Annotated in this window: 19 protein-coding genes; 17 read left to right on the top strand and 2 right to left on the bottom strand. The window is 57.8% G+C overall.

Annotated elements, in window-relative coordinates; genetic code table 11:
* Positions 1–122: 122 nt before the first annotated feature.
* The 3 genes from QPM17_RS00825 (at position 123) to QPM17_RS00815 (ending at position 3,011) form a co-directional block, all read left to right on the top strand.
* The gene (locus QPM17_RS00825) at positions 123–794 is read left to right on the top strand and encodes a hypothetical protein (protein ID WP_285387948.1); all 672 of its coding nucleotides are present in this window, start codon (positions 123–125) and stop codon (positions 792–794) included.
* A gap of 216 nt (positions 795–1,010) precedes the next feature.
* The gene (locus tag QPM17_RS00820; protein WP_285387947.1) at positions 1,011–2,003 is read left to right on the top strand and encodes a DUF6160 family protein; all 993 of its coding nucleotides are present in this window, start codon (positions 1,011–1,013) and stop codon (positions 2,001–2,003) included.
* Between the two features lie 111 nt (positions 2,004–2,114).
* Positions 2,115–3,011, top strand: coding sequence for a DUF6160 family protein (locus QPM17_RS00815; RefSeq protein WP_285387946.1), 897 nt, complete (start codon positions 2,115–2,117; stop codon positions 3,009–3,011).
* Positions 3,012–3,033: 22 nt separating this feature from the next.
* On the opposite strand, the gene QPM17_RS00810 is transcribed toward QPM17_RS00815, so the two are convergent.
* Positions 3,034–3,666 (bottom strand): hypothetical protein, encoded by a 633-nt coding sequence (locus QPM17_RS00810; protein ID WP_285387943.1) that lies wholly within the window; start codon positions 3,664–3,666, stop codon positions 3,034–3,036.
* A gap of 224 nt (positions 3,667–3,890) precedes the next feature.
* Between QPM17_RS00810 and QPM17_RS00805 the strand changes: the two genes are divergently transcribed.
* The 10 genes from QPM17_RS00805 to QPM17_RS00760 all read left to right on the top strand — a co-directional run bounded on the left by QPM17_RS00805 (position 3,891) and on the right by QPM17_RS00760 (position 14,987).
* On the top strand, positions 3,891–4,928 hold the full coding sequence (locus QPM17_RS00805) for a DUF58 domain-containing protein (RefSeq protein ID WP_285387941.1): 1,038 nt from the start codon (positions 3,891–3,893) through the stop codon (positions 4,926–4,928).
* Positions 4,925–7,033, top strand: a complete 2,109-nt coding sequence (locus QPM17_RS00800) for a transglutaminase TgpA family protein (RefSeq protein ID WP_422732703.1) — start codon at positions 4,925–4,927, stop codon at positions 7,031–7,033. Before QPM17_RS00805 ends, QPM17_RS00800 begins: the two co-directional genes overlap by 4 nt.
* Before the next feature lie 25 nt (positions 7,034–7,058).
* Complete coding sequence (holB, locus tag QPM17_RS00795) at positions 7,059–8,063, top strand: DNA polymerase III subunit delta' (protein ID WP_285388783.1); 1,005 nt, start codon at positions 7,059–7,061, stop codon at positions 8,061–8,063.
* 114 nt (positions 8,064–8,177) lie between these two features.
* Positions 8,178–8,528 carry a PilZ domain-containing protein gene (locus QPM17_RS00790; protein ID WP_008171779.1) on the top strand — a complete coding sequence of 117 codons (351 nt, stop codon included), beginning with the start codon at positions 8,178–8,180 and terminating at the stop codon, positions 8,526–8,528.
* 8 nt (positions 8,529–8,536) lie between these two features.
* Positions 8,537–9,454 (top strand): alpha/beta fold hydrolase, encoded by a 918-nt coding sequence (locus tag QPM17_RS00785; protein ID WP_285387939.1) that lies wholly within the window; start codon positions 8,537–8,539, stop codon positions 9,452–9,454.
* Between the two features lie 31 nt (positions 9,455–9,485).
* Positions 9,486–10,346, top strand: a complete 861-nt coding sequence (locus QPM17_RS00780) for a DUF4892 domain-containing protein (RefSeq protein ID WP_285387938.1) — start codon at positions 9,486–9,488, stop codon at positions 10,344–10,346.
* Between the two features lie 5 nt (positions 10,347–10,351).
* Positions 10,352–11,563 (top strand): patatin-like phospholipase family protein, encoded by a 1,212-nt coding sequence (locus QPM17_RS00775; RefSeq protein WP_285387937.1) that lies wholly within the window; start codon positions 10,352–10,354, stop codon positions 11,561–11,563.
* A 60-nt stretch (positions 11,564–11,623) separates the two neighbouring features.
* Positions 11,624–12,508 (top strand): 50S ribosomal protein L3 N(5)-glutamine methyltransferase, encoded by an 885-nt coding sequence (gene prmB, locus QPM17_RS00770; RefSeq protein WP_285387936.1) that lies wholly within the window; start codon positions 11,624–11,626, stop codon positions 12,506–12,508.
* Positions 12,509–12,532: 24 nt separating this feature from the next.
* Complete coding sequence (gene aroC / locus QPM17_RS00765) at positions 12,533–13,627, top strand: chorismate synthase (protein ID WP_285387933.1); 1,095 nt, start codon at positions 12,533–12,535, stop codon at positions 13,625–13,627.
* 196 nt (positions 13,628–13,823) lie between these two features.
* Complete coding sequence (locus QPM17_RS00760; protein WP_285387931.1) at positions 13,824–14,987, top strand: MFS transporter; 1,164 nt, start codon at positions 13,824–13,826, stop codon at positions 14,985–14,987.
* Positions 14,988–14,993: 6 nt separating this feature from the next.
* Here the strand turns inward: QPM17_RS00760 and QPM17_RS00755 are convergent, their stop codons facing one another.
* On the bottom strand, positions 14,994–15,860 hold the full coding sequence (locus QPM17_RS00755) for a LysR family transcriptional regulator (protein ID WP_285387929.1): 867 nt from the start codon (positions 15,858–15,860) through the stop codon (positions 14,994–14,996).
* Positions 15,861–16,397: 537 nt separating this feature from the next.
* Here QPM17_RS00755 and leuC point away from each other — a divergent pair.
* The 4 genes from leuC to asd all read left to right on the top strand — a co-directional run bounded on the left by leuC (position 16,398) and on the right by asd (position 20,927).
* Positions 16,398–17,816, top strand: coding sequence for a 3-isopropylmalate dehydratase large subunit (gene leuC / locus QPM17_RS00750; RefSeq protein ID WP_285387927.1), 1,419 nt, complete (start codon positions 16,398–16,400; stop codon positions 17,814–17,816).
* 18 nt (positions 17,817–17,834) lie between these two features.
* Positions 17,835–18,482, top strand: coding sequence for a 3-isopropylmalate dehydratase small subunit (gene leuD, locus QPM17_RS00745; protein ID WP_285387925.1), 648 nt, complete (start codon positions 17,835–17,837; stop codon positions 18,480–18,482).
* Positions 18,483–18,619: 137 nt separating this feature from the next.
* A complete protein-coding gene (gene leuB, locus QPM17_RS00740) occupies positions 18,620–19,693 on the top strand; it encodes a 3-isopropylmalate dehydrogenase (RefSeq protein ID WP_285387922.1) in 1,074 nt (357 codons plus the stop codon).
* A 118-nt stretch (positions 19,694–19,811) separates the two neighbouring features.
* The gene (gene asd, locus QPM17_RS00735) at positions 19,812–20,927 is read left to right on the top strand and encodes an aspartate-semialdehyde dehydrogenase (RefSeq protein WP_285387921.1); all 1,116 of its coding nucleotides are present in this window, start codon (positions 19,812–19,814) and stop codon (positions 20,925–20,927) included.
* The last annotated feature ends 284 nt before the right edge of the window (positions 20,928–21,211 follow it).

Genomic DNA, 21,211 nt, shown 5'->3' with positions numbered 1-21,211 from the left:
GTGACGTTTCTTCGAAAAACCCCTCTGTTATCAGGGTATATTCGGCTGCGGAGATCAGCCTCGGTCGCGCCGGCGGCAATTTGATGGGCTACCGATAACTTTAGGACAACTGGAGAAGAGTCATGCGAGAAAGAGATTTTTTGCTGAATGTGAAGCGCGCGATTTGGGTCGGGATGCTGGGTGCTTCTCTGGCGGTATCACCGGTTCATGCCCAGGACGGGAGCAAGGCCAAGCTGGACGTTGAAAGCGCAAAAGAAGGTACGCCCCTGAGTGAGTTGGCGGAAGACAGCCCGGAGGCCAAGGCACTGCGCGAGGAAATAAACACCAACTTTGAGTTCCTTACCGCGAAGGTATTGAGTAAGGCCAGACCGCTGCTGGAGTCCAACGGCCGATTTTATCCGTTTGCCGCAGCGGTAGGGCCTAATGGCAAGGTCAATTTTGCATGGACCGTCTCCAACGAGGCTGAGAACCCCAACATTGACCCCGCGGCAGCCCTCGCAGCCTTGCGGCAGGCCCTTGCAGGCAATGCGAGCAAAAAGCGTCTGCTGGCCACGGCGACCGCCTATCAATATGGCCGTGTGGATGAATCCGGAAAACTCACCGGCCAGCAAATCAACATTGAGCTGGAGTATATAACCGGCGATGCGACCGTCCGGGCCATTCCCTATGAAATCAAAGAGGATGGCTCGGTGACATATCAGGGCATGGGGGAACAGAAGATGGAGCCCCGGGTATTTGCCCAGGTGGTATCAGAGCTTGTCGAGGGTGAAGAAGGAGCCCAGGGGTCTGAGTGATCCGGGGAAGATGGCAGCCCGCCCTGTTAAAAAATGTGATCCTGTAACCAAATGTAAGTGCTGGTAACAGTGTTAAACCAAAACGTGCGGTTCATCGCAGAATGATGCGAGCAGACTATTACACTGGATTCAACTGGGAGCCAAAAAATATATCAATCAAGGCCTCAGTTTTAGCGAAAACAAACGATAAGAAATATCGAATCTTAGGAGAAAGATATGAAAGGCCTGAAGAAAGTAGCACTCGTAACAGCAATCAGCGCCGCCTCTTTTGGCGCGCAGGCTGAAATGCAGGCGCTGGACGATAGCACCATGAGCAACATGACCGGCCAGGCCGGTGTGACCATCGAGCTGGACGCGAACGTCAGCATTGGTGAGATCCAGTACAAGGACCAGGGTAGCCTGTTCATGTCCGACATCGCCATTGGCGGTGCCGGCCTGAACGGTCACACCTACGCTGATGGCACTGCTGCAGGCACTGCCCTCGACAACCTGAAGATCGACATCGACATCGCCGGTGACGGGACTGACCTGGGGCAGTCTTACGGTCTGGCCAAGATTAACGATCCGGACGTTGTTGAAGTAGCTAACACTGGCATCCAGGTTCCAACTGACCCCCTTACTGGTGCGGCAGTTGGTGGCCAGGGCGAAGTCGCTCCGACTATCGATGACGGCGATCTGGTTATTGCCCTCGACGCGATCGACCAGAACGACGGTGTTGATCTTGCGCTGAACGTTGGTGAAGTCCGTCTGGGTGATTCCAGCCAGGGCGTTAACGAAACCACCGGCGCTTATACGACCGGTACCGGCACCGTTCTGCTGTCCAACCTGCGCATGAACGGTCAGATCGGCCCGATCGACATCGTTATCGATGGCACTACCAGCAACATGAACGTCAATGCCTACTTCCAGGCAGGTGGTCAGGTGACCATGCCGTTCATGGCCACAAGCCTCGGCTTCAAGATCCACAACGGCCGTGGGGATGACCAGTTGATCTACACCAACAGCCGTGGTGATGTCGCTGCCTTTGCACACGCTCAGGTGGATATCTCTCCGAATGCTGATACCACCAAGGGTCTGAACGTCAACGTTCAGGACTTCTCTGGTGACATCGACCTGACCAACATCACCCTGGGTACTGCACCGTCCATCGGTAGTGTGTACCTGACCGACCTGTCAGTCCGTGCTGACATGAACGTCTACGGTCACTAAACCGTAACAGGGATACGTAAGTAACCCGTAAAAAGGCGTCCCAGCCCCTCTGGGGCGCCTTTTTTGGTTAGGTTGAAGGCTACACACAACCAGGAATTGAAGGGAGCTGCCATGTCCTCATTTGCGAAAACATTGTCCGTTGCGCTGGCAGTGAGCCTGTCTCCGGCTGTTGATGCAGAACTGGAGTCCATTACCGACGGAGAGCTTTCCGGTGTCACCGGGCAAAGCGGTTTGACCATCGACTACAGCAGCAGGATGAGTCTGCAGCAGTTCCGGTACGAAGATTCCGGCGAGTTTGTGGCTGAAGATATCCGGTCCGGCGGCGCTGGCATGACCGACGCGGGCCGCACGGCAGGATACAATGTGGATTTTGACGATGCCAGGCTGACCTTCGATATCGCATCGGACGGCGGGCTTGATGTTCTCTGGCAGTCCCAGAGTGGTCAACCGATGGACTGGGGTTTTGTGGCAGGCAATGTCGCCGTTGGCACCGGTGACCCGGCAGCGAGAACGCCAATTTTCAATAACTTGCAGGCTTGGGGGTTGTTGCGCACGGCACAACACAGCATTTTGCCTTCTTCAGAGTCGGGACTCGGGCGAAGTGCCAGTTACAACTACGCGGCTTTCACAGTTGAGAACCTTTCAGCCAGCAAGACTGACAGTACGGTGGGAATTGATGGCGGATACATCAAAAGCCCCGACTTTACAGGCAACCCACTTGCCGATATGGACCTGACCGATCAGATACCCGCGTGGGCAGGCAGTCAGCGTGCCAGATCAACAACGCCGATGGATGATATCGCGGCGGGTTTCGCAGCGACTGAGTTTACTGTTTATCCGGTCAATGCAGGTGAGCAGGGCGCCCCATACGACACGCTTTCCATTGGCGTTTCCGGTTTTGCGGCTGATATAGGTGCGCAGAACCTGTCGGTGGGACAAACGGATCTGGGCAGTATGATGCTGGATAACCTTCAGGTGTCAGACACTGTCATTACCTTCACACCCTGAGGAGGCATTCCCGATCAGATCCTCACTGATCCGGCACTTCAATTGAAAGATCAAACCCACCACCCGGCCTTGGCGTCAGGGTAATCGGGCCTTCGTTGATACCATGTGGCACCTGGATATTATCAATGCCGGGCGGGTTACCGATGGAGAAATTCAGGTTCTGGCCATCGAAGCCTACGCCCAGCTGATCATTGAGGAACGTCTGGGTGAAGGGCTCATCCGGTATTTCGGCCTGCTGCCCGAAAATGATCGGGGGAATGTTCGGCGTGAACTCCGCCGGCGGTTGTGCCCGGGCCAGTTCTTCCTGAGGTAGCAACAGGGCGCGCCTCAGAAACTCCTCTTCGGCACTGACCAACGCATCGGACTTGCCTTCACGCTGTAAGCGCTCGAGCGCCTCCCGGTACGCTTCTTCTTCCGCTTCCGTCAGCACCGGTTCTCCGGGGGATATGGTCAGGGAGCGGATGATCTGCCTGCGGTCCGCGTCCGTTTTCTGCCTTTCCCTGGGCACTACGATAACGGCGGAATCCTTTACATAGGTTTCAACCATCTCGTCGGATGACAGGGTCTGCACGCCAGCCATCAGCGGAGAGGTAAAGGATGCGGCCAGGCCTGCGGTGCCAGCCAGGGCGATATATAGGGGTGTGCGGCGTATCATGACGTAGCCTCTTGCTGTGTCCTAACGCGGAAATGAGGCACTGCTGAAAATCGACTGCAGTCAGTAGGCTCCTTTATTCAAGTATTCTGCCGCAGGCGATGTATTTCAAGGCGTTTCTCTGGCATTTGTGATCAGAATCGGACTATTTCCAGTATTGTTCTGTAAAGGGCCTCAAACGTGGTTATAGTTGGGCCTGATGAAACAGTATTTTTTACAGGGCGTGTATGTTCAAGGCAATGCGAAAACGCTGGCAGCACTGGGTTAACCAGCGGATTCCCCGTTCCGACCAGCGGGTGTTCGGGCAGCGCAATATCTTCATTCTTCCCACCGGGGCCGGCGTTGTGTTTGGTGGACTGTTGCTGATCATGCTGATTACCGGGATCAACTACCAGAACAGTCTGATCTATCTGTTGACCTTCCTTCTGGGTGCCGTTGTGGTGGCGGCAATGCACCAGACCCACCGCAATCTTTCCGGGCTTGAACTGACCCTGATCCAAGCCGGAGAGGGCTTCGCGGGCGACCTGATTCCCTTTCGCCTGCGGGCGGTCTCCCCCAGGCACGATGCCCTTGCCATCTCCCTGGCGTGCGATGATGTCGTACTGAACCAGCAACATGTTCCTGCCGGCCAACAGGCGGATCTGAACCTGTCTGTTCCCTCCTTACGGCGCGGGTACCTGCAGCCGGATCGCATTCTGGTGGAAACCCGCTTTCCCTTCGGCCTGTTCAGGGCATGGTCGTGGTTGCGGCCTGTCACCTCCGGCATCGTCTATCCCAATCCGCTGCCTGCACCGGAGGCGGCCAGTACGGTGCAGGACGGCGAAGAGCAGTCGAAGTCCAGCTCGATTGACGGCAACGACCATGCTGACATCCGGCCCTGGCGGGAAGGCGACATGAGCCAGCGGGTGCAGTGGAAGCGCTATGCGCGTACCGGCGAAATGGTGATCACCGACTGGGAAGGTGAGCAGGGTAGTCCCCACTGGCTGGATTACGAGGCCTTCGCGGGCGTGGACCAGGAATTGCGGCTGGGCTATCTGGCCCATCAGGTAATGGAGCGTTCCCGAAACAACAGTCGATTCGGGCTGAATCTGCCCGGACAGGTCATAGAGCCTGACAGTGGGGCGGCCCACACTAATCGCTGCCTGAAGGCGCTCGCCATTTTCGGTCTTGAGCAACCAAGGGAGGGCGGGCCGTTGCCCCATGGAACCCGCGTTGGTGAGAGCGCCGGTCGGGCCCTGGGTGCAGGCGGGGAGGGTGCGCTGTGAATAAAAGGTTGCGATTCCGGGGGCGGTCCGTGGAAGTGGCGGAAACCTCAGAACTGGTGTCGGGCAGGGCGCTGATCTGGTTGATTGCCAGCTTCGCTCTGCTACTGGTGCCGCAATGGGACCGGTTACCAGTGTGGCTGATCGCCAGTTGTGCGGTACTTGCGGGCTGGCGCTGGCTGGCCCAGTCAGGGCGGGTGCGATTGCCCGGGAAATGGCTGCGGAGCGGCATCATGCTGGCCCTGGTGGCGGTGTATATCGCTACGGTTCAGGGGCGATTCACGGTAGAGACAGCGGCATCCTTCTTTGTGCTTGCGGTAGGCCTGAAATGGCTGGAGACCCGTTCGGTGCGGGATTTCTATGTGTTGTTCTTTATCCTGGTGTACCTGGCCACCGTGAACTTCCTGTTTCATCAGGAAATCCACTGGAGTGTGATCAACCTGGCCGGGGTTGCCCTGTTGCTGGTGGGCCTGCAGGTGGTCAATGCCCCGGATATTCCGGGAGCGATGAAATCCGGCTGGCGACGACTGGGCATGATGCTGGTGAAAACCCTGCCCATTGTGGTGCTACTGTTCCTGTTCTTTCCGCGCATGGCTCCGCTGTGGAGTGTGCCACTGGTGTCCGGAGAAGCCCGCACGGGTATCAGTGACTCCATGACACCCGGTGATATCTCCAGTCTTGCCCAGAGCAGCGAGCGTGCTTTCCGGGTCACCTTTGGTGGTGAAGTTCCGCCTTACCGTGAACGTTACTGGCGGGGCCTGATCCTGGACAGGCTTGAGGGTGATACCTGGCAAGAGGGTTTCGGCCAGCGCTTTCGCAGGCCAGGGCGGGTGTCCATTGATGGTGGCGTGGGTGAACTGGCGCCGAATCAGTACGATGTATTGATGGAGCCCACCGACCAGACCTGGGCGTTTGCACTGAAAAACTCCGAGGCTGTTTCCGATAACGTCAAACCCGATGATCAGGGGCTTTTCCGTTTTGACCGGCCGGCGGACACACCGGTCAGGTACCGCATGGCGCTCACCGGAGAAGACTCGTCCGGCCAAACCGGGGCGTTGCCTGATAACCCACAGCGTTATCTGCAGCTACCGCGCACAGGCAACCCGAGGGCCAGGGCGTTTGCTGAGGAACTGGCCGCACAGTACCAGACTCCGGGGGCCATTGTTCAGCACCTGCTTGATCGCTTTCGTGAGCAGGAATACTTTTACACCCTGCGCCCGCCTGCCATGCCGGACAACGGTATTGATGCGCTGCTGTTCGATGAAAAGCGGGGATTTTGCGCCCACTACGCCGGTGCCGCCACCTTCGTGCTTCGCGCCGCGGGTATTCCCGCGCGGGTGGTGGTCGGCTACCAGGGTGGCGACTCCGGCGCTGACAATGAATATTTGATTATCCGGCAGTACGATGCACATGCCTGGGTGGAGGCCTGGCTTCCCGGTCAGGGTTGGGTGCGGATGGATCCCACCGCTGCCATCGCTCCCCAGCGAATTGAATCCGGTCTGCGGGATGCCATGGCCGAGGAGGGTTCCTTTCTGGAGAACGACTGGACATCGCCACAGCGCTACGGGGACATGGCGGTACTCCAGTGGGCGTCCCTGCAACTGGACATGATGAACTATCACTGGCAGCGCTGGGTGGTCGGCTACCAGGGGCAGTCACAGATGGACCTGATGTCCCGGTTGCCCGGCGGCATTGGTTTGCGGGAGCTTGGTTATATCACTGCAGGAATCGTGGGGGCTGCTCTGCTATTGGCGGGGCTGTTCACTGCGTGGCAGTACCGGCGCATTGAAAGCCGCGACCCCTTCAGCCGCATTGTTGGGCGCTGGTACCGGCTGTGTGATCGCGCTGGTGTCCCGGTCCGGCAAGGGGAGACGCCGTCACAACTGGCTTCCAGACTGGCCCGGGCAAAGCCGGCGGCAGCAGGAACCGCAACCACTTTTGCCCGCATGGTCAACAAACATTACTATGGCCAGCAACCGGATAACGAAAACCGTCGCGAGCTGGCCAGAATGAAACGTCTGCTGGCCACGATGAATCGACAGGCTGACCGCAAACACCAGACTGACCGCGCGCCCTCGGGGATTCCAGAGGGCAACCATCGAAGGTGAAAGAGTGAATACGTCCATATCAACAATGGCCTGGCTGCAGCATAGCTGGGACAGGCTTATGCAGCGCATGGCAGGCGATCGGCTCCCCCACGCACTGCTGGTGACCGGTGAACATGGCGTTGGCAAGCGCCTGTTTGCCGATGCTCTCGCTGGGCTGCTGGTCTGCGAGAGGCCGGATATGGCTGGAGGGGCCCCCTGCGGAAGCTGCAAACAGTGTGAGCTGGTTTCTGCCGGCACCCACCCGGATATCCGTGTCTACACGCCGGAAAAATCCCGGATGATAAAAATCGACCAGATTCGGGCCCTGTCAGCATTTGCCGTTGGTTCACCGCAGGTGGCGGCTCGCAAGGTGGCGATTATCGACCGTGCCGACCAGCTAAACATCAATTCCGCCAATGCCCTGCTGAAGACCCTTGAGGAACCCGCGGACGATGTGAACCTCCTGTTGCTGCAGGAAAGCGGCAGGCCGGTGTTGCCCACCATTCGTTCCCGTTGCCAGAACCTGCTGATTGCCACACCTGGAAGGGATCAGGCTGCTCATTGGCTGGCCACCGCAGTCAGGGGTATGGACACGGAAAAACAGCCAACGCCGGAACAGTGTGAGAAGGCGCTGGGCCTGGCCGCTAACGCTCCGCGTCTGGCCCTGGAGTACGCCACTGGCGACTTCATCACTACCCGGGACGAGGCTCTGGAAAATTTCCGGCGGTTTATGAAGGGGCAGCTCTCCGTCGCCGAGGCTGCGAAACCCTTCAAGACCATGGGGCTCGAAAGTGCGTTGTGGCTGTTTGAAGGATGGGCGGGTGATCTCGCTCGCATTGGTGCAGGTGGCCAACCCCGTGACGGGGACGCGGCTGAAATGCTGATGTTTCTTGCCAGCAATAACCCGCCATGGCGTGCCCATGAGATTCTGGATGCGATCCACGAAGCCAGGTCTGCGGGGGTCTATAACGTTAACCCGGAATTCGAGGCAGGGCGGTTGTTGATGGCCTGGCAAAAACTGATGCCGGTGCGACGTCCGGCGGCCGGATGATTTACACTGCCAGGGCCGTGGCAGTATGGGGCAGTTTTAAACGACTACTGCTATGATTGCGGAATATCAGGAGTTTCTTAGCTCCGGTCATCAAAATAAAGATAGGTGTTTACTATGGGGCCCGGTTTTGGCGCACGCAGTGGCATTCTTACCCTGACCATCAAGGACAAGGCGGTACTTTACGCCGCCTATATGCCTTACATCCGTCAGGGTGGCCTGTTCATACCCACACAGAAACAGTATCAGCTGGGCGACGAGGTTTTCCTGTTGCTCAACCTGATGGATGAGCCGGAGAAGATTCCGGTGGCCGGCAAGGTCATCTGGATTACCCCCAAAGGTGCCCAGGGTAACCGGGCCGCCGGCATTGGCGTGCAGTTCAACGGTGACGATGAAACCGCGCGCACCAAGATCGAGTCCTATCTGGCGGGTTCACTGAGCTCGGACCGACCCACCCATACCATGTAAGTGTTTCAATGAATGACACCGTTCTGGATACCCCTCCCGATACTGAGACCTCGTATCGGGAAATTGACTGGCCACTAAAGCATATCAGACTCGCGGGCCTGCATTGGCCCGCTACCAGCGTCACCGACGGCCCCCCGATACTAATGATTCACGGCTGGCTGGACAACGCCCTGTCGTTTGCCCGCCTGGCGCCGGAACTGTCGAGGCGCCGTGATGTCTACTCACTGGACCTGGCAGGCCATGGCCATTCCGGGCATCGGCCTCCAGGACAGGGTTATCTGTTGATGGACTACGTCGCCGACCTGGCCGAGCTGATCGAAACCCACTTCCGGACCGGCCGACACACACAGGTCGATCTGGTCGGCCACTCGCTTGGCGGTATCGTCGGCGTTCTCTACGCAGCGGCGTTTCCCGAGCGGGTCCGCAGGTTGGTGATGATAGACAGCCTGGGCCCCATCAGTCGGGCGCCTGAGGAGGTGGTCCCCCAGATGCGAAAGGCCATCGAAAAAAGGATGAGAGGTTCCGGAAAGCACGTCGTATACCCTGAGTTGCAGGCCGCGGTCAAAGCAAGGCAGGGGGGTATGATTCCCCTCTCCCGGGAGGCGGCGACGATGCTGATCGATCGCAGCATGAAGCATACCGGGGAGGGCTACGTGTGGCGCACCGACCCTCGTTTGCGCCATCCCTCGATGATCATGATGGATGAGCTCCAGGTCGAGGCATGTCTGGGTAAAGTTGTGACACCAACACGTTTCCTTCAGGCTGAAAAGGGTCTGTTGGTAAGCCGGCCAGAGCTGGCTTCACGAACCAATGCTATTGCCAACCTTGACCTGGTGGCCGTTCCGGGAGGGCACCATTGCCATCTTGACGGGGATATCGGGCCGGTTGTTGATTCAGTCAGAGGCTTTCTAAACGATGCAGAATAAGCGTTTGTCGCGATTTCTAATGTGTCTGTTAATGTTTTTCTCAGCTGGCTCGGGGCTTGTATCCGCCCAGGTGCCTGCACCGGAGCCATTTCCGGATTCGGATCTGGTCGAAGAAATCACCATTGACTCCCCGGGGCATCTGGTGCTGTTCAGCCCGGTCAGGGAAGTGAATAATCAGATCCGGTCGGCAACCATGGCCAGGCTTCCGGTCAAGGGCGTGGGTCAGCTGCATGAGGTGACGCGGGGCGCCAATCGCGAGGAGGCCCGGGATCATTACCTGCGGGAGCTGCAGGCCCGGGGCGCACAGATTCTGTTCCAGTGCTCGGGCCGCAATTGTGGGCGCAGTAATGTGTGGGCCAATCAGATTTTTGACCAGTCCAACCTTTATGGCCGGGACAGTAACCAGGATTACCTGGTGGCCGGATCGATTGATCAGAACGGCAAGCCCTGGCTGACGCTGGTTTATACTGTTACCCGGGGAAACCAGCGCGAGTACGTCTGGGTGGAACATCTGGTTTCCCCCCAGGGCACGGACATTCCGGGGCTGGGCAATGAGAGTGCACGGATCAAGGGCCCCATTATTGTCCCATGGCAGGGGAGCATTACCTACCGGTTTGACTGGACGGGGTCCGACAGAAGGCTCATAAACGACTGGGCAGGGGACGAGGGTGCCAGGGTAATTCTCACGGCCTATTCTCAACTGCAGGAAGACGAAACTCTTGAAGAGTCCATGGAGCGGGCTGAGGCAGCGGCAAACTCTCTGACACAGGTGCTTGTCAAAAGCGGCGTCTCCGAGAGTCAGCAGACGATCATTACGGTCGGGCCCACAGTCGTCATACCGAATCCTGACCGCCAGGGCGATCGGGTTGAAGTGATGGTGATTACGAGGTGACGGAGATGAGCAAATCATCGGATACCACATCACAGGATGAGGAGCAGAAGCCTGCAGGCCGGATTTCCCAGATAGTGACCAGCACGGGCATTTCTGCTGCGCAATCGGGTAGCGAGGAACAGAATGCCCCCACGAGTAAGCCCGGAAAAGGTAAAACCGTTGCGCTGACCCTCGGCAGCGGCGGCGCCCGGGGATATGCCCATATTGGCGCGATCGAGATACTGGTGGAGCGGGGCTACGAGATCATTGCTATCTCCGGATGCTCCATGGGGGCACTGATCGGCGGAGTATTTGCTGCCGGAAAAATGCAGGACTACAAGGACTGGGTGACGGGTCTCGGCCAGTTTGATGTGCTGAAGCTGCTGGATGTGACCTTCAATTCCGTGGGAGCCATACGGGGCGAGAAAATATTTTCCGTAGTTCGGGAAATGATTGGTAATACCCGGATTGAAGATCTCCCGCTGGCTTATACCGCTGTTGCCACGGACCTCCTGGCCCACAAGGAGATCTGGTTCCAGGAAGGCCCCCTGGATCAGGCCATCAGGGCATCTGTTGCCATACCCAGCGTCGTCACCCCGCTGGTGCTGAATGGCCGGGTACTGGTGGATGGCGCGCTGTTGAACCCATTGCCGATCATTCCGACCATATCCTCCCATGCGGACATGGTTGTAGCGGTTAACCTCAGTGGCGAGGACGATCGAAGTCGCCGTGTCGCGGATGCTGCGTTTGAAAATACCGGAGACGACGGTATTGATATGGATGAGTGGGTGGACAAGATCCGCGACAAGGCTTCGCGCTGGTTTGATTGGGATGCGCTCAAGACCTTTACCGCAAGGAAGGACTCAGGTGCTCCTGAATCCCCTGAGGACAAGATCAGCAAGGCAGTTGCAAAAAATGAAACCCAGAAGACGCCACCTGCCGTCAAAAAGGAACCGACCAGGAGCAGGGATGATCACGAAACCATTGACTGGGATAAGCTCGGCATCGGCAAGTTCGATGTGATGAACCTGACCATTGAAACCATGCAGAGCGCCCTGGTGCAGTACAAGATTGCCGGTTACCCGCCGGATTTGTTGGTCAACGTGCCCAAGAACGCAGGCCGCAGTTACGATTACCACAAGGCGCCGGAATTGATCCAGCTGGGCCGTGAACGAATGGCGGCGGCACTGGATCGCTATGAAGAGAACCTGAGCAGCTCTGGGCCCATGGCGCTGTAATCACCGCCGCGGATGCGTATAATTCCGCTCCTTGACCATCTCCGCACAGGAAGAGAGCTTGTGACCAGCCCGATTGATGACCTGCACACCGTCAGGGACTACCTGCGGTACGTTTCTTCACGTTTTGCCGACTCGCCGCTGTTTTTTGGCCATGGCACGGACAACGTCTGGGACGAGTCAGTTCAGTTGGTTATGCGCAGCCTCCATCTGCCTCTGGAAAACAACACCCTGTTTCTGGATGCGCGGTTGACCCGGGATGAACGGCAACTGATTCTGGAGCGAATGGAGCGCCGGATTCAGCAACGCGTGCCGCTGGCGTACATTCTCGGTGAAGCCTGGTTTATGGGGTTGCCCTTCCATGTGGATGAGCGGGTACTTGTGCCCAGATCCCCATTGGGTGAACTGATCCAGAACGGTTTGCAGCCCTGGCTGGGGGACCACCCGGTAAGGCGGGTGCTTGATCTCTGCACTGGCAGCGGTTGCATCGGCATTGCAGCCGCCACCGTGTTTGACGAAGCGGAAGTGGATCTGTCGGATATTTCACCCGATGCGCTGGACGTTGCAGCCTTCAATATCGAGTATCATGAGGTTGGCGACCGGGTCCGAACCGTTCGTTCGGATGTGTTTGATGGCATTGAGGGGCGCTACGATGTCATCCTCAGCAATCCCCCCTACGTAGATGCTGAGGACATTGGTGACATGCCGGCGGAATACAGCCATGAGCCCGAACTCGGCCTGGCCGCAGGTGGGGATGGGCTGGATATTGCTCACAGGATCCTGGCCGGTGCTGCGAACCACCTTAACCCGGGCGGTCTGCTGATTGTCGAGGTGGGGAATAGCTGGGTGGCGCTGCAGGAGGCCTACCCGGACCTGCCCTTTACCTGGCTGGAATTCGAGAACGGTGGTGACGGTGTGTTCCTGTTGACTGCTGAAGATTTAAATTAAAACCCCTGGATAAGATACTGAATCATGTCGGGAAACAGCTTCGGAAAATTGTTTACGGTCACCAGTTTTGGTGAAAGCCACGGTGCGGCGCTGGGGTGCATTATTGACGGTTGTCCCCCGGGGCTGGAACTGTCGGTGGAGGACATGCAGCGGGATCTGGATCGCCGTAAGCCCGGCACGTCGAGGCACACCACCCAGCGCCGGGAAGCGGATGAGGTCAAGATCCTTTCCGGTGTCTTCGAGGGCAGAACCACCGGTACGCCCATTGGCCTGCTGATCGAGAATACCGACCAGCGCTCCAAGGACTATTCGAAGATTTCTGAGCAGTTCCGTCCTGCCCATGCCGATTATACTTACATGCACAAGTATGGGGTGCGGGATTATCGCGGTGGTGGCCGGTCCTCGGCCCGTGAAACGGCCATGCGAGTGGCCGCGGGGGCGGTGGCGCGGAAGTTTCTTGAACAGCGACTGGGAATCCGGATCCGTGGCTACCTGTCGCAGCTTGGCCCCATAAAGATAGAAAAACTGGACTGGGATCAGGTTCATGAGAACCCGTTCTTCTGTCCGGATGCGGACAAGGTTCCGGAGATGGAAGCCTACATGGATGCGCTGCGTAAAGAGGGGAACTCCATCGGTGCACGTATCAATGTGGTTGCCGACGGCGTGCCACCCGGTCTGGGCGAGCCCGTTTTTGATCGCCTGGACGCGGACCTTGCCCATGCCCTGATGAGTATCAATGCCGTGAAGGGCGTGGAAATTGGCGCCGGTTTTGGTTGCATTGATCAGAAGGGTACGGAACACCGGGACGAACTGACCCCTGAGGGCTTTCTGTCCAACCACGCCGGTGGGGTGCTTGGCGGCATTTCTTCCGGACAGCCGATTCTTGCCAGTATTGCGTTGAAACCCACTTCGAGCCTGCGGTTGCCGGGGCGAAGCATTGATGTAAATGGCAATCCGGTGGAGGTGATTACAACCGGGCGGCATGATCCCTGCGTGGGTATTCGTGCTACCCCGATTGCCGAGGCGATGATGGCCATCGTGCTGATGGACCACTACCTTCGCCACCGCGGCCAGAACGCCGATGTGTCTGTCTCAACCCCGGACATAGGCCAGGCCTGATTCGGCGATACCCCGTAACTCCGTAGGTCGGATTAGCCAAAGGCGTAATCCGACAACAAATTGGCCAAATGGTGCACGCCACGGCAAGCAGGGCCTCCCAAAACACGCCGCAAGTACTTCCATGTAGGCTCGGTCGGGCCATCCCTGGCCCTCCACGGTTTTGAGAGGCCCTGCTTGCCGCAGCGGTCGGTCTTCTGTGATAACTCATTGGAGAGTTCCTATCTACTGGCGATTATCCAACCTCTACTTCTGGTTTTTCGCCCTCCTGGGAGGGCTGCTTCCCTATTGGTCCCTGTACCTGGAAGGCCGAGGCTTCTCCTACCTCGAAATAGCCACCCTGATGGCGACCATCCAGCTCACCAAGATCGTGGCGCCCAGTGTCTGGGGATGGCTCGGAGATCGCACCGGGCAGCGGGTCCGGCTGGTTCGGTTCGGGGCGATTACCGGGTCACTGTTTTTCGCCGGTGTGTTCATGGAGCCGGGCTTTTATGGGCTACTGCTGGTGATGCTGGCATTCACCTTCTTCTGGAATGCGATTCTTCCGTTGTATGAAGTGATCACGCTGCGATCACTGGGCACTCAGCGGGACAGATACGGCAAGGTCCGGCTCTGGGGGTCAGTCGGCTTTATCGGTGCTGTGGCGCTGGTGGGCGGGATTCTGGAGTTGGTGCCCATCAAATTTTTGCCCTGGTTGCTGTTGCCGGTGTTTGCGGGGATTGCGGTGTCGGCGTTTCTGGTGCCGTCGGAGCAGGGTGAGCGCAAGCCGCCTGCGCCCAAAGGAAGTCTGAAGGCGATTGTGACACACCCGGCGGTGGTGACGTTTTTCCTGATGAATTTCCTGCTGCAGGTGTCCCACGGGGCCTATTACACCTTCTTCAGTATTCACCTGGAACAGCATGGTTACAGCAAGCTGGCGATCGGGTTGTTGTGGTCGCTGGGGGTGGTGGCGGAAATCGGGTTGTTTCTGGTCATGCACCGGCTGACGCGGAACTTTACTGTACGGCAGATTGCGATAGCGGCGCTGACTCTGACGATGATCCGTTGGGTGCTGATTGCGGAAGTGACGGATGTGGTGGCGGTGCTGATTTTTGCGCAGTTGCTGCATGCCGCGTCCTACGGGGCTCTTCACGCCATCTCTGTGCAGTACATTCAGGGGTTCTTTGGCCAGCATCATCATGGTCAGGGCCAGGCGCTTTACAGCGGGCTGACGTTTGGCGCCGGTGGTGCGATCGGGGCCTGGATGTCGGGCTTCCTGGTGGATGGATTCAGTACCTCGGCTGCCTTCTGGGGCGGGGCAATCGCCATGGCCATCGCGATCATTATTACCTGGCGGGGTCTCAGACCGCCGCCGGAGCATTAACCGGAGCTATTTCAGTTCGGAGGCAATGTCCAGCAGCGCCCGTGCCTGGGGGCTCAGCGACCGGCCTTTGAGCCCCACACCGCCGAGGATACGGCTGACGGAGTGGGGTACGGGCAGAACCTTCAGGGAGTGATCCACCATGCTCACCGGCAACACGCTCCACCCCAGCCCGACGCTGGCCATCATCTTGATGGTTTCCAGGTAGTTGGTGGGCATCTGGATTTTCAGTGGCAGCCCGGCATCGAGAAACAGCCGGCTGATTGTCCGGTAAGTGGCGGTGCCGGCTTCCGGTAGCAGGGCGTCGTAACCGGACAGATCCTCCAGCCCCGGATGCTCCAGCGAGGCCAGTGGGTGCTCCGGCGATACCACAAACGCCATGGCGTCCTCCCAGCGTACATACACCTCAAACGCCTGATCCATGCTTTCACTGAGTGTCACAAAGGCCAGCTCTGCCGTCCGCTTTCGCATCTGCCCGAAGGCGCTTTCGGAATCCATGAACTGCAGTTCCAGTGATACCTCCGGGTAATCCCGGTTCAGCCGCCGCAGCCACGCCGGCAGGTGGTGCAGCCCGATGTGGTGGCTGGCAATCACCGACAGCTGACCGGAAACCGCCCCTTCCCGGTCCAGCAGCGCCTGCCTTGCATTGTGTATCTCATCCATGATCCGCCGGGCATGGGGCAGCAAACGTGCGCCTGCATCCGTCAACCGGACCTGCCGGTTGCTCCGGTCAATCAGCTTGGTGCCCAACTGGTTTTCCAGCGCTGCCAGCCGTTTGCTGATTGCCGGCTGGGTCAGGTGCAGTAGCTCTGCGGCTTCCGAGAATGACTCCTGGTCGACTATTGTCAGGAAGGCTTTGAGGGAATTTGCGTCCATCAGCGTTGTCTCCGTGATTACGGCTTTTGGTGAAGGTCCTATGCCGGGAAGACCTTTCCAAAAAACGCCCGTGAATACGTCCCTGTAGGGCTCGGTCGCGCCATCCCTGGCGCTCCACGTTTTTGGAAAGCCCGTAGGTCGGATTAGCCGAAGGCGTAATCCGACAATCTTCGCGGCAAAACGCACAATGTCGGATTTCGCTTCGCTCTATCCGACCTACGATGAGCCACGATTTACGTAGGCCAGAAACGGTTCGAGAAGCATGGCGATAGGGGCCTCCCAAAACCGTGGAGCGCCAGGGATGGCGCGACCGAGCCCCCATGGATGGGTTCACGGCGTGTTTTGGGAGGCCCCTATCGCCATGCGACCTGCACCACACGAATAGGCCAGGTTTTAAGAGGGCAGCACCAAACAAAAGCCTAATATGCCAATCCAGAATGCACAACATAAAAAACATGAATTGAGGTTATCCAGGGTCAAGCGGTAATATAGAGCCATAGAGCCAAAAACAGAAACCCCCAAAGAGCGAGAGAGAACATGGCGGGCAAGACCTTATACGACAAATTGTGGGACGATCATCTCGTCAAGCAGCGGGATGACGGTTCAGCATTGATCTACATCGACCGGCACTTACTCCACGAAGTGACCTCACCCCAGGCCTTCGAAGGTCTCCGTCTGGCCGGGCGTAAGCCCTGGCGGCTGGATGCCAATCTCGCCACACCGGACCACAACGTGCCTACCACCGAGCGCGCCCGTGGTGTGGAGGGCATTGTCGATCCGGTCTCGCGCATCCAGGTGGAAACCCTGGACAAGAACTGCGACGAGTTCGGGATTCTTGAATTCAAGATTATGGACCAGCGCCAGGGTATCGTGCATGTAATCGGGCCAGAGCAGGGCGCGACCCTGCCGGGCATGAGCATCGTGTGTGGTGACTCCCATACCTCTACCCACGGCGCCTTTGGATGCCTGGCCCACGGCATCGGAACTTCCGAAGTGGAGCACGTTCTGGCAACCCAGTGCCTGGTCCAGCAGAAAATGAAGAACATGCTGGTGAAGGTAAACGGCAAGCTCGGGCCCGGCGTTACCGGGAAGGATGTGGTGCTGGCCATCATCGGCAGGATTGGTACCGCCGGTGGTACCGGTTATGCGATTGAGTTTGGCGGTGACGCCATTGGTGATCTCTCCATGGAAGCCCGTATGACCATCTGCAACATGTCCATCGAAGCCGGTGCGCGTGTGGGTATGGTGGCGGTGGATCAGACCACCATTGACTACGTGAAAGACCGCCCTTTCGCTCCAAAAGGCGAAATGCGGGACAGGGCCATCGAGTACTGGAAGACGTTGCACAGCGACGACGATGCCGTGTTCGACAAGGTGGTCGAATTGGACGGTTCCGAAATCATGCCGCAGGTGAGCTGGGGTACGTCACCAGAAATGGTCGCCGGCGTTGGTGGCAACGTACCGGATCCCGAGTCGGAAGAGGATCCCATCAAGCGGGAGGGCATTGTGCGCGCCCTGAAGTACATGGGTCTCAAACCGAACATGCCGATCACCGATATCAAGCTGGACCGGGTGTTTATCGGGTCCTGCACCAACAGCCGGATTGAAGACCTTCGCGAGGCGGCGGCGGTCGTGAAGGGGCATAAGGTATCACCGACTCTCAAGCAGGCCATGGTGGTGCCCGGTTCCGGGCTGGTGAAAGCCCAGGCCGAGCAGGAAGGGCTGGACAAGATTTTTCTTGAAGCCGGCCTTGAGTGGCGTGACCCCGGCTGCTCCATGTGCCTGGCCATGAACGCCGACAAGCTGGGGCAGGGGGAGCACTGTGCGTCTACCTCCAACCGCAACTTTGAGGGCCGTCAGGGTTTTGGTGGTCGCACCCACCTGGTGAGCCCGGCGATGGCGGCAGCGGCGGCGATCAATGGCCACTTCGTTGATGTCCGCGAGATGATGAACTGATCCACAGGAGAGACAACCATGCGAGCGTTAAAACAACACAAGGGCGTCGTTGCCCCCATGGACCGGTCCAATGTGGATACGGACATGATCATTCCCAAGCAGTTTCTGAAGTCCATCAAGCGTACCGGATTCGGGCCCAACCTGTTTGATGAGCTGCGTTACCTGGATGAGGGAAAGCCGGACCAGGACTCCTCACAGCGGCCCATCAACCCTGATTTCATGCTTAATCAGGACCGCTATAAAAACGCCAGCGTACTCTTGGCCCGCCGTAATTTTGGCTGTGGTTCGAGTCGTGAGCATGCCCCCTGGGCCCTGGAAGATTTTGGGTTCCGCGTTATCATAGCGCCCAGTTTTGCTGATATCTTCTACAACAATTGCTTCAAGAATGGCTTGCTACCCATTGTTCTTGATGAAGAAATCGTTGATCAGCTCTTCCGGGAGACGGAAGCAGAAGAGGGTTATCAGCTGGCCATCGACCTGGAACAGAAAACCGTTACCACGCCATCCGGTGAGACGTTCAGTTTTGAGGTGGATAACTTCCGTCGCCATTGCCTGCTCAATGGCCTGGACGATATTGGCGTGACGCTTGAGGATGCGGAGGTTATCAAGGCCTACGAAGCGTCCAGGCGGAAAACGGCGCCGTGGTTGTTTGGTGCCGGCGGTTGATCGTCTTTCTGTAAGGAATGAGAGAGTTTGTCGGATTACGCCTTCGGCTAATCCGACCTACATCGGATCGCAAACCGTAGGTCGGATTAGGCGAAGCCGTAATCCGACAATGTGAATAAAATCTTAAAGGAACGAAAATGTCCCGATCTATCCTGATGCTCCCTGGCGACGGCATCGGCCCGGAGATTGTTGCCGAAGCCGAGAAAGTCCTGCATAAAATCAATGAAAAATTCGGTCTTGAATTGCACTTTCAATCGGCCCTGGTCGGCGGTGCGGCGATTGATGAAACCGATACACCGCTGCCGGATGAAACTCTGGAAAAGGCCCGTAAAGCGGACGCCATTCTGTTGGGCGCCGTAGGCGGCCCCCAGTGGGATAGCCGCCCCATGGCCAGTCGCCCGGAGAAGGGTTTGCTGGGCCTGCGTTCCAACCTCGAGCTGTTCGCCAACCTGCGTCCGGCCATTCTCTATCCTCAGCTTGCCTCGGCGTCGTCACTGAAGCCGGAAGTGGTATCGGGCCTCGACATCATGATTGTCCGTGAGCTGACCGGTGGCATCTATTTCGGCCAGCCACGGGGCGTACGGGAACTGGAGAGTGGTGAACGCCAGGGCTACAACACCTATGCCTACACCGAATCGGAAATTCGTCGTATAGGCCGGGTTGCTTTCGAGGCGGCCCAGCAGAGGAGCAAGAAACTGTGTTCAGTCGATAAAGCGAATGTGCTGGAAGTGACTGTTCTATGGCGGGAAATTATGGAAGATCTGCGCCGTGAATATCCGGACGTAGAGCTGTCCCATATGTATGTCGACAACGCAGCCATGCAGCTGGTCAGGGCGCCCAAACAGTTCGATGTGATTGTGACTGGCAACATGTTTGGTGATATTCTTTCAGACGAAGCGGCTATGCTGACAGGCTCCATCGGTATGTTGCCTTCTGCTTCCCTCAACTCCGAGAAGCAGGGCATGTATGAGCCATGTCACGGCTCTGCCCCCGATATTGCGGGCAAGGGTATAGCCAACCCGCTGGCCACCATTCTCAGTGCAGCGATGATGCTGCGCTACAGTCTTGGCGAGGAAAAAGCGGCCGAGGCAATTGAGGCGGCGGTCAGCAAGGTGCTGGACCAGGGGCTGCGCACGGCGGATATCATGTCGGCGGATGGCCGGAAAGTATCGACCCGGGAAATGGGGGATGCGGTTCTGGCGGCGCTCTGAGGTCAGCAGATTCTGAGACCCGACGGCAACGCGATGCGGTTGCCGCGGGATCATCCATCCTGTCCCTGCCAGCGATACAGGTAGCGGGCGGGCATAAAACGAGGTTCAAAGGTCGCACATGAAGCGAGTTGGACTTATTGGCTGGCGCGGTATGGTGGGCTCTGTCCTCATGCAGCGCATGCGTGAAGAAAACGATTTTGCGGATATCGAACCCATCTTCTTTACCACTTCCCAGGCTGGCAAACCGGCCCCGGACGTTGGCAAGGAGGGTGTGCCTGCGCTCCAGGATGCCTTCGATATCGATACCCTGAAGACCCTGGATGTGGTGGTTACCTGTCAGGGTGGGGATTACACCAGTGCGGTATACCAGAAGCTCCGTGATGCCGGGTGGCAGGGGTACTGGATTGATGCGGCATCCACACTGCGGATGGTGGACCATTCGGTGATTGTTCTCGACCCGGTCAACCGCAACGTGATCGACGATGCGCTGGCAAAGGGCGTGAAAGACTACGTTGGCGGTAACTGCACCGTCAGCCTGATGATGCTCGCCCTGGGCGGTCTGCTGGAGCAGGATCTGATCGAGTGGGTGTCCCCCATGACGTATCAGGCTGCATCGGGTTCAGGCGCGCAGAACATGCGTGAACTGCTGAACCAGATGGGTGAACTCAAGGATGCTGTGAGTGACGAGCTTGCAGACCCGTCTTCGGCGATCCTTGAGATTGACCGCAAGGTTACCGACACCATGCGCTCTGACGGTTTCCCTACCGAGCACTTTGAAGTGCCACTGGCAGGCAGCCTGATCCCGTTTATCGACAAGCAGCTCGATAACGGCATGAGCAAGGAAGAATGGAAAGCGGGTGTGGAAACCAACAAGATCCTTGGCCGCAGCGACAACCCGATTCCCATCGACGGGATCTGCGTTCGCATCGGTGCCATGCGCTCCCACAGCCAGGCACTGACGATCAAACTCAAGAAGGACCTGCCGGTTTCCGAGATTGAATCCATCCTGGCGAAAGCCAACGACTGGGTGAAGGTTGTCCCCAATGAGCGGGATGCCACGATCCGGGAACTGACACCGGCGAAGGTTACCGGAACCCTGAGTGTGCCGATCGGCCGTATCCGTAAACTGACCATGGGGCCGGAGTACATCTCGGCATTTACGGTTGGTGATCAGCTGTTGTGGGGTGCGGCAGAGCCGCTCCGCAGAATGCTTCGGATCCTGCAGGAGCAGTAAAGCGGTCGGTGAGATTATGCCAACTGCGTCCGGTTTCAGAGAACCGGTAGGGGGCGGAGGCTGAAATACGTCTCCGCCCCTGTTATTTTCAGAAGCGTTTTGTAAATGTTCCGGCCGGTGTAGGCTCAGAAGAGCAGGTTTCTGGCTTTTGGAGTTACCGAATCATCGTTTGGTAACAATATGTTACCAAGTATTTGTGAAAAAATGGTACAAGGTCTGCAGCTGCATGATTGATAAAAGAGGCATTATCAACAATACTTGCGCAACTGAATATTAAAAACATT

Source organism: Marinobacter azerbaijanicus, from assembly GCF_030250645.1.
Taxonomy (GTDB): Bacteria; Pseudomonadota; Gammaproteobacteria; order Pseudomonadales; family Oleiphilaceae; genus Marinobacter; species Marinobacter azerbaijanicus.
Note: the sequence above shows the minus strand (reverse complement) of the source record. Positions and strands in the feature narration are given on the sequence as shown.